At 55.0% G+C, this 12,697-nt stretch carries 7 protein-coding genes; all 7 read right to left on the bottom strand.

Annotated elements, in window-relative coordinates; genetic code table 11:
• Positions 1–4: 4 nt before the first annotated feature.
• The 7 genes from PHN51_04505 to PHN51_04475 all read right to left on the bottom strand — a co-directional run bounded on the left by PHN51_04505 (position 5) and on the right by PHN51_04475 (position 12,667).
• Positions 5–922, bottom strand: coding sequence for an alpha/beta hydrolase (locus PHN51_04505; protein ID MDD2818038.1), 918 nt, complete (start codon positions 920–922; stop codon positions 5–7).
• Between the two features lie 110 nt (positions 923–1,032).
• Positions 1,033–2,511 (bottom strand): multicopper oxidase family protein, encoded by a 1,479-nt coding sequence (locus PHN51_04500; GenBank protein MDD2818037.1) that lies wholly within the window; start codon positions 2,509–2,511, stop codon positions 1,033–1,035.
• A gap of 54 nt (positions 2,512–2,565) precedes the next feature.
• Positions 2,566–2,982 (bottom strand): DUF6153 family protein, encoded by a 417-nt coding sequence (locus PHN51_04495; GenBank protein MDD2818036.1) that lies wholly within the window; start codon positions 2,980–2,982, stop codon positions 2,566–2,568.
• Between the two features lie 532 nt (positions 2,983–3,514).
• Positions 3,515–6,082, bottom strand: a complete 2,568-nt coding sequence (locus tag PHN51_04490; protein MDD2818035.1) for an AAA family ATPase — start codon at positions 6,080–6,082, stop codon at positions 3,515–3,517.
• A 97-nt stretch (positions 6,083–6,179) separates the two neighbouring features.
• Positions 6,180–7,646: a hypothetical protein gene (locus PHN51_04485; protein MDD2818034.1), complete on the bottom strand. Its 1,467-nt coding sequence runs from the start codon at positions 7,644–7,646 to the stop codon at positions 6,180–6,182.
• A gap of 172 nt (positions 7,647–7,818) precedes the next feature.
• Positions 7,819–10,809, bottom strand: a complete 2,991-nt coding sequence (locus tag PHN51_04480; protein MDD2818033.1) for a DEAD/DEAH box helicase family protein — start codon at positions 10,807–10,809, stop codon at positions 7,819–7,821.
• 1 nt (position 10,810) lies between these two features.
• Positions 10,811–12,667 carry a site-specific DNA-methyltransferase gene (locus PHN51_04475; protein MDD2818032.1) on the bottom strand — a complete coding sequence of 619 codons (1,857 nt, stop codon included), beginning with the start codon at positions 12,665–12,667 and terminating at the stop codon, positions 10,811–10,813.
• Between the last annotated feature and the right edge of the window lie 30 nt (positions 12,668–12,697).

Raw genomic sequence — 12,697 nt, 5'->3', positions numbered from 1 at the left:
TCCACTACATCAACAAGTCGTCACAAAACGCGACAGTGGTACGAACTAATTCCTCTGGCGCTTCCCAAGGAACGAAGTGTCCGCACTCTTCCAGGACTATTGGGCCTACGTGGTTGGGAAAAACGACTTGAGCCATGAGATCGAATGCCGGATACATCACTTGATCACTTGGACCGAACAGGATTAACGTTTTCGTGCGCTCATTCTTGCCACGAATAGCAGCTTCACTTCTTTTTGTTTCGTCATACACGGCCACATAAATATTGAAACTCGCTCGCAACCGATCAGCATCACCAAATGGCTGCGTATGGAAGGCAACTTCTTCAGCGCTATAGGCACCGGGATGTGCCCAGTTGCGCGTTGTGAAAAATTCAGCAATGTATTGGCGACGCAATTCCGCAGTATCTAGTTCATTGGCTAGACCATCAGGGTCTTTGCCTTGCCGCTCGTAGTAATCAAGATTTTCAGGAGCAGTGCGAGTTCCAGTAATTCCAGCCATCTCAGATTTGAGGTAGGGCAAGGGTGAGTTGAAGAGCACCATTCGGTCAACCCAATCTGGGTATCTCGCTGCAATTTCCTGAATCACTGAACCTCCCAGATCACCGCCCATCAACACCACAGATTCATGACCCAACTCGTCATGAACTAGGGAATACAAATCTTTTGCATGTGAGGGTCCGTCATAAAATCCATCGGGAGCGAAATCACTTTCACCGAATCCCCGTAAGTCAGGAACGATGACTTCAAAACCAGCATCAACCAACGGCTGAATGGCTTTCCAATACAGATACTTTGTGTACGGCCAGCCGTGAACACAGACCAGGGGCATTCCTCCAACACCCTCACGCACGTACGCCTGTCCGAAGCCACGAGGTGATGCAATGTGTGTTTCGAATTGCTCAACGTCTGTAAATTCACTCACCTCGGCAGCCTATATTTTGCGCGCGGCTGCGATAAGGAAAATGAGAATGCGTTGGGGGTTAACTTCGATAGGCAAACCCCCAACGCATTGTTCAGGTTCAACTGCATCACTTAGACAACTTTTATGACAGCCATCATTCCAGTGTCTTCGTGATCAAGAATGTGGCAATGCAGCACGGTTTTCCCAGTGAAGTCGTCAAATTCCACGCGCACCACGGCCGTTGAGTGAGCCGGAACATCAACGATGTCTTGCCAACCTTGGGTGCCCTGAACTTGAAGGCCCCAGGTATGCAAGTGAATTGGGTGGCGCATCGGAGTGGTGTTTTCAATGACCCACTCTTCAACAGTTCCCTTTTTTGCAGTGATGTTCACCATTGATGGATCAAACGGTTTCCCATCGATCGTTGGATTCATATGACCAATGAGGGTGATAACACGCGTCTTTGCAACGGTGACATCTTTGGCGAACAGATCTCGCTTATCACTCGTCAATGTTGCAGGCAAGGTTGCTGCGTCGGAACCAGCGCTTGCTTCCACCTCTGCAATCAACTCAACAGCTCCTGTTTGACCACCATTGCCTTCGTTACTCAATCGCTGAGCCTGCAGCTCTCCCCCCGATGAATTCGGGATAAGCACAACTTCGCTTCGTTCGCCTGGTGCAAGTTCAATACCTGAAACCTTTTTCGCACGTTGTAAGCGTCCACCAGACGTAGCAAGTTGCATCATTGAATCGCCAGTGAACGTGAATCGAATACGTGTAGACGATGTTGCATTCACGATATGCACACGTTCTAATTTGCCATTGCTTCCCGTAAGCACCACCCCATCGAGTCCATTGGTCAGCAACTTTGGACCTGTACGTCCACGCATTTGGGTCATCATGTCGACACCGGACGAGCCCATATTCATATTGCCCATGTCCATGCCACCCATCCCACCTGAAGATGAAGATGAGGAACTTGATACTGGATTTGTCTGGACGATTGCGGGGTCAGTGACCACGAGCACTCGATCAGTACTCACCTTGGCCAGCGCATCATCTGTGTTGTCTTCCACGATGATCGCACCTGAAAGTCCGCTAGAAACCTGTTCAGCGGTCAGGCCATGGGGATGCGGGTGATACCAATAGGTGCCAGCACGTTGATTTACTGGGATTGAGTACTGGTACGTGTAACTCTGACCCGGCTCAACGATTGCAAATGGATTGTCGGACTTGCCTTTCGGCGACACATGTAGTCCATGGGTGTGCAGACTTGTTGGTTCATTGAGCTTGTTGATCAAATGAACCGTCACTTTGTCCCCTGGACGTACACGCAAGGTCGGTCCGTTCACCTTTCCGTTGTAGGTCATAGCCCAACGGGTAGAACCGTTATAAGGAATCTGTGATTCCTGCGCAGTTAACGTGCTTTCTAGTGTGCCATTCGCGCTGACGATCACGGGTGCATCCAATTGCCCAGTGGAATGTTGCAAAGTTGCGCTAGTTGTGGCTGAAGTTGATGCCGCATCCTGGCTTGAACAGGCACTAAGCATAAGTGCAGCAGATGCACCGATGACAGCAATGGGTAGAGCGATTTTTTTGTTGACAATCATTATTTGAAACCTTTCAAAGACATGGGTAATAACAGAAAAGGCATTGCCTGACTGTTATGTCCGTGAGATTGAAAGGGCATGGAGATCAGGTGGATCTCCACAAGCCTGGACAACTCCAAAAACACCAACACGTATGCAGGACTTTGAGATGTCAGTCACGAAGTTGCCTGTATTTGCCGGAAGGGTGAAGTCCGCATTGGTTGTTGATGCGCAACCATGGGTCATCGCATTGCAAGAATGATCACTGGTCGCGCCTTGATCGTCACAATGCTCTGACTCATGCTCAGAACTAGCCGAGTACGTCATGCCTGGAAGTTCGTGAGTAGACAACTGCTTCTGGCCGCTCGCTGCCGCTGTGGACTCAAGACTCATAGCCGTTGATGACATCTGATGCATTCCGACCAGACCGAAGGTCGCAATCATGACCACTAGCGCTCGAGCAATCACATGCGCAGTCAGCCATGGGGTCACCCATTCATTGTGCGCCGCATCCCGCCTGAAACAAAACTGAGGGATGCCCTTTTTACCAAACCTGAACACATAACCTTGAAAAGATGGGACCGTCTCAAAGTTTTTGGAATTTGGTGGCACTGAGCATATGTGACGCAGAAAAATGGCGACCTCTGTGGGCACGGGACTCTTGGCCATCCGAAGAGCCCCAAAGATCCCCGCTGTGCGGTTCTGACGCACCTGTAGCCACTGAGCTGCGCCAGCGCCCAAGGTGGCTGACTGACGCCGACGTAACACGCCTGGTAGCCAGGTACGCGGAAGGAGCCACGACCTACGAGCTCGCGGCCGAGATAGGTTGCAGTCGCAGCAACGTAGTCGCAACTCTGCGGCGAGCAGGGGTAGAGCTGGACGGGAGCCGCAGACTCCGCCTGGATGTCGGCCTACTAGCCCAGATCACCGAGTTGCACTCCCTTGGGCCGCCAATACGCGAGATCGCCCGGCGCACCGGCTTCTCCCACTCCAAGGTCGACCGCTACCTCCAGGTCGGCCTGGCCTAGTTCCTGTAACCCTTCACGCGCCCGTGCCACGTCTTGAGTCGTTCGAGTTCGGCTTCAAGCTCGTCAACAGTAGGTGCCTGGTAGTTCTCCTCGGGCGCGTTGTCGTGTCGCGCTGCCCAACTCGACACCTGGGAATATCCGTTCTGGAACTCATCGTGGTCAGTTTGGTCGAACTTGGGGAGAATCTTGAGCATCAGCGGCTGGACCTTATTCATACCGCGGTCAACGAGCTGATTCACGATCTCCAAGTTTACAGCGCGCTCCCAGGTCTCGGAGAGACGGCCAGCCCATAAGCACACCTGCTTGGTGTACTCCTCGTCATCCATGTTCGGTTTCTCTCGCTTGATGCGAGCGAGATCGACTTGGAGTTCGTTGACCCTTTGTGGAACATCCTGTGCTTGCCAAGGGAACTTGTCTGACACCTTTCCGGGCTTGTCACCCGATCGCTGGATTGACCTCGGGGTGAGGCCCTGCGACTGATTCTTGGCTTTCCTCATCAGCTCGTTGACGAAGGTGATCTCGTGAGTGAACACGACCACCTGTCGCTCCGTCGCTAGTTCGACGAGGCGCTTCGCGACCTTGGAGCGTCGCCCAGCGTCCAGCGACGAAACTGGGTCATCGAAGATGACTGCGGACTTGGACTCATCGAGATGCACCTCGGTGAGGAAGCCCGCCAGCCCCAAAGCCGTCTGTTCGCCCTCACTGAATACCTCCGTCACACTCACGCGGATAGTTGCACCCAGCAGCTCTGGCTGATGCTCGAGTGTGGAAGTGTGACGTCCCCGAACGGGGTTCAACGTGATTCGCTGAAGGTCGAGACGCTCGGCCTCGCGCGTGAACTGGTCACGAGCGATAGCCGTTACATAAGTAGTCGTGAGGTCTGTCGCCTTCTGTGTGATGCCGGTCGTCAGCGTCTGCCGCTTGGCTGCATCCAACTTGTCTCGATCCTTGAGGCTAGCGATTGCCTGCTCTACGCTCCTCGACGCAGCCGACAGGCCACCGCGAGCCTTGAGTTCTGCAATCTCAGACTGCAGTCCTGTCAGCGTTGCGTTGAACGTCTCAGCATCGATCGCCTCCGCAGCGGCTGCAGCGGCCTGGCGTCGCATTTCAATCGCCTCGGTCTGTGCTGCCGACGCTGGGCTCGGCATCGCTTCAAGCAAACCGTCGATCCACTTCACGACTTTGGCGGTCACTTCCGTGGCAGATGCGACCCACAGTCTGGATGTTTCGACGTTTTCGCCGTCAGCCTGCAGCCTCGCCAAGGACTCCGTTACCGCGCTTGGGACTGTCTGAAGCGCTACATATACAGACCGCAACTCGGTCATTTTCCCGTCGGCGATGTCCGCATCGCGGGAGGTGGTGTCGGCTACGAAACTCTGGAAGCGGGTCAGTCGATCCGCTCCCTCCTCGGAGAGCGGCTGCTGACAGAGAACGCAGACCGCATCAGCATCCGTATTGGGGAACTCGTGATCGTGATAAGCGTCAGCAGCCGAGAACTCCCTGGCTGCACTCCAGAGAGCCCGCCACGTCTCTGAACCGACACCCTCAAGGGGCTCGGCCTTGAACTGCTCAGCTGAGGCGATCTGGGCTGCCTTGAGTAGATCGGCGGCAGCGTTCTTGGCAGAGACAACGGCGTCCAGAGCAGTCTGCGTGACAATACTTGCCAATTCGTCAATGTGGTTCTTCACGCACACCCAGTTAGCGGCAATGCCGCTGAGGCGAGCCTTCTCGGTGTTCGGATTGCTTGCACTCAGGCGTACGTTCTCTTGCAGTTTGGCAGCAAGGCGTTCGGTGTGGTCGTCCGTCAGCTTGGCAGCTACGGCGATCGCTTCTGTTGTCGTGTCCTTGCTCAGTCCATCGATGAACGTCGCAGCAGCTGTTCCTTCCTCCAGCTCCGGCAAGTCAGGATGGGCTTGCTGGTTTGATGCGAGTCTTCGATCAAGCTCCGCCTGCAACTCACGACAGAGAGCCTGTAGACGATCCAGCAACGTCAAGGTATACGGCCGATAGGTGATCTCCGCAGCCTTCGATATGTAGTCGTCTCCGCAATCCACGTCGTAGAATCGAACCGAGGTAAGTTCCTGTGCTTGATCGTCACCCAACGCCCACGCATGCGATTGATCGCCGACCTTGTAGTCCACGGTCGCCGCTTGCTCCGCTTCGCCTTCAGAGAAGACGTCACCGAGGAGATCGCCCTTCACACGCGCAGTGACAGCCTCGCGGAGCAACCTCGCATAGCCAGATTTGCCGCTGGCATTGTCGCCGTAGATTACCGTGAGACCGCCGTCTGCGAAGGTGAGGTTCTGGTTCAATAGCAGCGCGTTAACGCCAACTACGTCGCGCAGAGCACTAAGTACCACTCGGGCACCTGAACTGGATGCTCCTGGGATGTCGTCCACGGTGATGTCGGGCGCCGCAGAAACCGTACCCGCGACCAGCTGGTCGGTGAGAGCAGATAGCTCGTCGCTGGAGTACTCCTCATTTCGGCAAAACCTGGCAATCGCGGCCTTCTGCCAGTCGGGTCGCTCGTTCACCCATGAAACAAGATCTTGCGCAAGTGTCACTAGTAACCTCCAGCGCTCAGGCAACAGAGTCGTGTCAAGCACTCGCGCAGGCGGGAGTCCACTCGTTGCTTTGAAGCTCGCTTTGCTGAATCCATCACTATGCCTTCGACCCTGACTGCTTGTTGTCTGAGCGAGCATCGATGACGACAACTGACTCCTCATTCGAAAGTTTCAATTCATCAAGGATTGCCGCAACACGCACCTGGTCTTGCTCTGTGTAGCAAATGATGACCTTCACGGAGGTGCGGGTGCCATTTGCCTTCTCGTAGATCTCTATCTGTTTTTGCAGGTTCCTCTTGAGCTGACTGTTACTCGCAAGCTTAAATTCAATCAATGTCTTGTCGGCAGCGCCCATGCTTACCTTGAAGTCGACTGGGCCGCGCCCGTTGTTTGGCTCGCGGTTGATGTCGAAAGCGGTACCGAAGAAGATGAGACCAAAGAACAACTGGACGTCGCTCTCGCGGGAGAACGGCTTCAACTGTCCGGGCTTGTTGATGAGCTTCCAGCCGTCTTGGTTTTCGACATACTGCTTAAACCCGAGTACGCGCTGCACGGCATCCTGATAGCTGTTCAGTCCTCCCTGTGAGAGGACGCGGGCCATGCCAGAGTCGGCAACGACCTGTTTGACCATGTGAACAAGCAGAGCCTGCGTCTCAACACGCTTGTCATTACTGGCGCTGACGGCCTTATCGCCATCATCCTCTTGGATGCGTATATAGCGGTCGACGAGGTCGGGAAACTCTCTAATGGTCGCTGCCGCCGCAGCATCTCGCTCCTTCTTGGAAGGCCGATCACCGAGACGAGACCCGAAGTAGTTGTTGATCTGCGCCCGAAGTTGATCATCTGAAATCGACTCGGGAAGGCGGTCGAACTTGCCAAGCATGTCGCTGCGGCTAATCCATGTGTCATCGCGCGTCAGGATGTCGGTCGGCGTGAGTAGGACAAAGTCGCCATTGAACTTCGGCAGGTAGTACGTCTTGGTGGCCCAAGCCTCGGTGGCGTAATTGAACACCGCTCGGGTCACGCTGAAATTGTCGCAGTACTCATCGGCTAGGTGCTCGCGAGCGAACGTCTGGGTGTACTCGAGTAAGAAGCCCTTGATGAGGTTAGTGGTGAAGTCGCTGATGTTGTCACGTCCAACGCCCTCTTTGATGAGAGTCAGCTTCTCCAAGTGCGGGCCATGCGTAATGGTCTCGCTGCCGAAGGTAGCGAGAATGGAACTAAGAGCCTCATGGAGAGCCTTCGCAAAGTCGTCTCCGAGACCATGACCGCTATTTCCAAGATAAGTAAAGCCGAGCCAATTCTGCTTGACCTCTTGGAAGCGATAGAGGTTCCTGATCAGCCCTGGATTAAGGCCAGTGCTCGCCTTGTCTCGCAGGAAGGTGAGGTACTTGATGATGTCCTCATGAAGTTGCTGATAATTCGTTTTATCGCTGTGAAACAGCAGGAATGGGTCGATAAAGAGTGGCAAGTCTGATAGCAGGCTCACGTCGAGAGCACCGTATGACTCCAACACTTCAGGATCGCTCTTGAAGATCTGCGAGAAGTACAGGTCGCCGTTCACAACCTGCCTCCAGCCCTCGGGCCAAGCGCACGTTCGAGCAACTCGTCAATGCGAATGTGAGCTCGCTCTAACTTCTCTCCGTGCGCGTCCTTGAAGGGAGATCGAGGCCGAGCCCGGCTCAAATCGTCTCCACTCGTTGACCATTCCGGTAAGCATTGCTCCAGGTCGTCCATCACAAGTCCCAATTCCCGGGAACACCAACGGCGTAGTCGACGGCCTCGGCGCCGATGCCGATAGCTTCGAAGTGTTTGGCAGCGGCCTTGATCTTGGCGTTCTCGGTGGGGCGGCGCTTGCTCTCGTCGAGCGTGCTCTTGGTCTCACGGATAATGTAGATGCGGTCCTTGCCATCTACCTGTTTGATGATTGCCCAGTCCGGGTTGTAGTTACCGACAGGCGTGTCGATCTTGAACTTGTCGGGCAGCTTCATAAACAGTTTGACGTCCTCCCGGGAGTCGAGTAGTTCGGCGAACTGACGTTCCGGCGCATCGGCACCATCGGAGTCGATCTGGATGTAGTCAAAGTCGGTCTTCTGCTTGTTCTGAACCTCGTACAGCCTGTCGACGAACAGGTCGCGTTCCTCCAGTCCGTCCTTTTGCAACTCACGAAGCTCATAGACGTAGCCGCCGATCTTCTCGTACTGCAGGCCCTCGACCACGGCAGCGGCGAGTACGTTCTGAAGGTTGCGCTTGACCATTGCAATGAAGTCGTTGGGGTTGCCGATGAATTCCCCCAGCTTGCCGGAGCGAGTCAAGACATCAACCAGCGTCTTGCGAGTGAGCGAGGTGGTTTCCTGCAGTTCGCCGATTATGTCCGGAAGTTGATAGGCCCCCGACAGCTCGGCAGACCGCGAAGCGGTCTCGTTGGTCTTGGTGCCACCACGCACGAGTTTCACGCCAGCGCGAGTGACCTGGACTCGTAGCGGTGGAATGGGTTGTTCAATCTTGATCCTATTGACTGCGCTATCGATGACTTCATCCCGATTGAGAGCCACGCGGTAGGTGGTGCGCTGAGCGATGGTGCGCCAGAAGTCCTCGAACTCAGGCGTGGTGTAGATCTCCTTGTTGAGGGTGCGCGTGCGCCGTTTGCGCTGTTGCTTCACAAAACGCTCGATCTTGCATTTGTCGAGCACTACCCGAATCTCATCTTCCTGTGGCCAGAAGAAATCAGACGGTGTCGGTAGGGACAGTCCGAGCGTGAAGCCCAGGGTTTCGGGACGGTAATTGGCCGTCACCCGGCCTTCCTTGTCGACCATTCCCTTGGCCAGAAGTTCGTCCCAGATGAGTTTGGAGTTGTTGAAGCCCAGCAGTTTCTCAAGACCGTCTTCTGCTGTCGATGTAACGATGATCTTGGCAAACTCTCCAGGTCGCACCAGCCCGATGCTCACGCCGGAGGCGGTGTATTCCTTCTGCAGACTGTCAGCGAACTCTCGGTAAGACTCGTTGGCCACCACAGTCAGCTGGGCGATTCCTTGGTCGGGCACGCGCTCGCCGGACTGATTGACAGGCAGACGCAATCCGCGACCAATGGTCTGACGACGCTCAGCGGCTTCGCCCATCTCGCGCAGCGCACAGATCTGGAAAACGTTGGGGTTGTCCCAGCCTTCGCGGAGGGCGGAGTGGCTAAAGATGAACCGCACAGGTTCGTTCTGGTCAAGCAGGCGAGCCTTGTCGCGCATGATCAAGTCGTAGGCGTCGTCGTCGGTCTTGGACGCGCCGCTGGTGTCGGTATAGGTGTCGGGCGCACCCTTCTTGCCCTTGATGGAGGCGAAGTATGCACGGCGATAGTCGACAGCATCGCCCGGTAGCAGTTCGCCCCACATCGGGTTCTTGGTGCGCTCTTCATTCATGATCTCGTCGAACCACTGCACAAACGGCCCGTCTGCGGTGTCGTTGTTGTAGCCCTCGCCGAGGAAACTCGCGACCTTGTCTACGAAGAACAAGCTGAGCACCTTGATGCCCTGTTCGCGGAGCCGCGATTCTTTGCGGAAGTGCTCACGAATCGTTTCGCGAATCATCTCGCGGTAGATCGCGTGATTGGAGCCACCAATGGTCTCACCGGCCTGGAGCCAACCATATGGAAATATTTCTACCGCTTCCGGCTCGATGGTCAGCTCGTTGACCCGCCAGCCCTCATAGGCAGCGTTGCCGGTCACCACGGCCAAGTCTTGGCCATTCTTAATGCTGACGGTCTTGCGCTCGATTGAGCCATCGGATTCCTTGCGACAAGCCAGTTCCATCCGAGCAGCGAAGCCCTTGTCGTTCTTGACCGAGGCGAGCTTTATGTACTGGCCAGCGTCGGCTCCATGCTGCAGTGCTTCGGCTACCACGATCTGCTTGACCAAGCCAAGGTCGTGGGCATCGACCGGATCAAGTCGGTAGACGACATTGCGGGTCTTGCGGTGTGTTGCCGAGTAGCGAAGTGTGCAGAGTGGGCTGAGCTCGCCCACGGCGGACTGGCTAAGCAGGGACTCCATATTCTGCGGCTCGTCCATGATGACCACTGGGTGGGTCGCACGCAGGTAGTCGATGGGACGCAAGCCGTTGAGTTTGTCTCGGGTTTGGTGGATCACACGAGTGTTCTTGTCGCCACGCAGCGAATCGATGGTCATGACCATGATCTGCACGCTCGTGGACGTAGCGAATGGCTGAACCTCCTCGGCACTACTGCCCGAGTAGACGGTGGCGTCGAAAGGTGTGGCGTAGAGGTCTTGGAAATGCTTAGTCATCAACTTGATGCTGGTGGTCACACCCTCCTTGACGGCAACGCTCGGTACGAGTATCACGAACTTGGTGAAGTTATAGCGCTTGGCCAATTCGAAAATGGTGCGTAAATAGACGTAGGTCTTGCCCGTGCCCGTCTCCATCTCGATGTCGAAATCGAGAGCACCACCCGCCAGTTCACCGACGACTTCGAGGCCGTTGCGGTCCTGCACGACTTGCAAGTTCTGAAGGATGGCTTCGTCGTCGAGCAGCAGGTTATTACCGACCGCACCGACCTCGCTGGCAATCTCGAAGGCACTGAGCTGGTCACCAGAGTCGGGCACAACACCATGCAGGGTTGCTTCCAGCGCGGAGGCATCAGCGGGCTGACCGTCGAACAGGTCTACTACAGCAGCAACGGCGTCCTGCTGATACTGCTGATGGGCATCAAATTTGAATTCCATGTCAGGCCGTCCAGAGTTCCACGCCTCGCGACTTACATTCCTGAACAAGGTTCGTCTTCAGCTCGTCATCACCATGGAAGGCGTCCTCAAGAATGATTAAACGGGCTGGCTGCTGCTCGACCACCTTGCGGAGCTGCGTCAGCGTCGGCTTGGTGTGCTCATCGAGATAGGCAAGCACGATGCCATCACCAACTGACTTGAGCGAAAGACCTTGGACCTCAACGTCCCCAATCTGCTCAGTAAGCGAATAGCCCTGCTTGAGCAGAATTTCGGTTAGCAGCGCATCGGCGGATGCTTCGTTAGCCGCACTGTCTCGGAGATCGAGAAGCCTCTGTTCAAGCGCCGGTAAATCAGTGTCGCTTGTTACATGCCACTTAGCAAGGTTCGAGTCAGTTAGGCCAAATGCTCTGAAACCAACATCTACCGATTGGCCGGTGAGATCTCTGCGCAAGAGATCTCCTGCGCCCAAAATGCGCCTTCGGCTGATCTCGGAAATCAACTTGTATCCGAGCGCTCGGGCTTCCGAGCCCTCGGGCGTCGGCTCTGGAAGCTGAACCTGGATGAAACGTCTGGAACCACCATCCTTGGCGTTCTGGGCCATCACCGCATGCGCAGTGGTGCCAGACCCTGCGAAAAAGTCCAGCACTATCTCATCACTATCAGTTGCGATCTCAACAAGATACTGAACTAGGCGGACAGGTTTCGGAAAGTCGAACACTCCAGTCTGTCCTATTGCCGCCTCTGCTTCGGCTTTGCCGGTGCGAGTGACACCGAACCGTTCATCTGCAAGAAGGGTTCGGACTTTCGCACCATTCTTCTCATAGTTTTTCGTGTAAACATGTTCATCTTTGAATACGAGTTGGTCCATTTCCCTCTGCACGCGATCTTTCGACCAGCGCCAAATGGCATTGGGCCGATCAGAGTTCTTGTGCTGGAGTTTGTAGACAACGCCGTCAGGCCCCACAAGGTCATAGTCGAGTGAGACTGAATATTGAAGGTTCTGCATATCAAGTCGAACAAGCGAATATTTGCCTCGCTCATCCTGCTGGTTGTAAGACGTAGTGACCTTCGCATCCGCATCAAGACCGAACGAGGCCTCGAGGGCTCTGCGCGCATAAACCAGTACGTATTCGTGCTCTACGACTGCAAACTGGGAATCATTCTTGCCAGTTCCGCCCTTCTTCCAGACGAATTGCCCAGCGAAGTTACCCTCACCGAATACCTCGTCGCAAAGCTTCCGTAGGTGCGCAACTTCGTTGTCATCGATCGATACAAAGATGAGTCCGTCGTCTGTCAGAAGGTTCCGCGCAAGTTTGAGACGTGGATACATCATGTTGAGCCAGTTAGAGTGATAGCGACCTTCGGACTCTGAGTTGGTGCTGACCTTCTTGCCTTCATCGTTGACCTGACGAGTCCACTCCAAGTAGGTCGCGAGCCCTTCCTTGAAATTGTCGGGATAAACGAAGTCCTTGCCGGTGTTGTAAGGCGGATCGATGTAAATCATCTTGATTTTGCCGTGGTAGTGCTTCTGCAGAATCTTGAGCACTTCGAGGTTGTCACCCTCTATGAAGATGTTCTTGGTGGTGTCCCAATGTTTGCTGTTCGCGAAATCAGGCATCAAGGTGGCGGTGGTGGGTTCTTGCGCTGCACGCAAGGCGCGCTTTTTACCCGGCCAGAACAACCCGAAGCGCTCGCGTTCGTCACCCGCGTCGTCACCGAGAAGCTCCTTGAGCTTCTCGACATCGACCTTGCCATCGGCAATGGCCTCGGGCATCAATTCCGCCAACATTGCCGCCAGCTCTGTCTTGAATCTCGGCGTGGTTCCCGGTGTCTCATTGATGTCGTCTGTGCTACTCATATTTGGGTTCCTTGTATTACTTGATAATTG

It is taken from the genome of Candidatus Nanopelagicales bacterium (assembly GCA_028687755.1).
Taxonomy (GTDB): domain Bacteria; phylum Actinomycetota; class Actinomycetes; order S36-B12; family S36-B12; genus UBA11398.
This window is presented reverse-complemented; position numbering and strand designations above follow the sequence as displayed.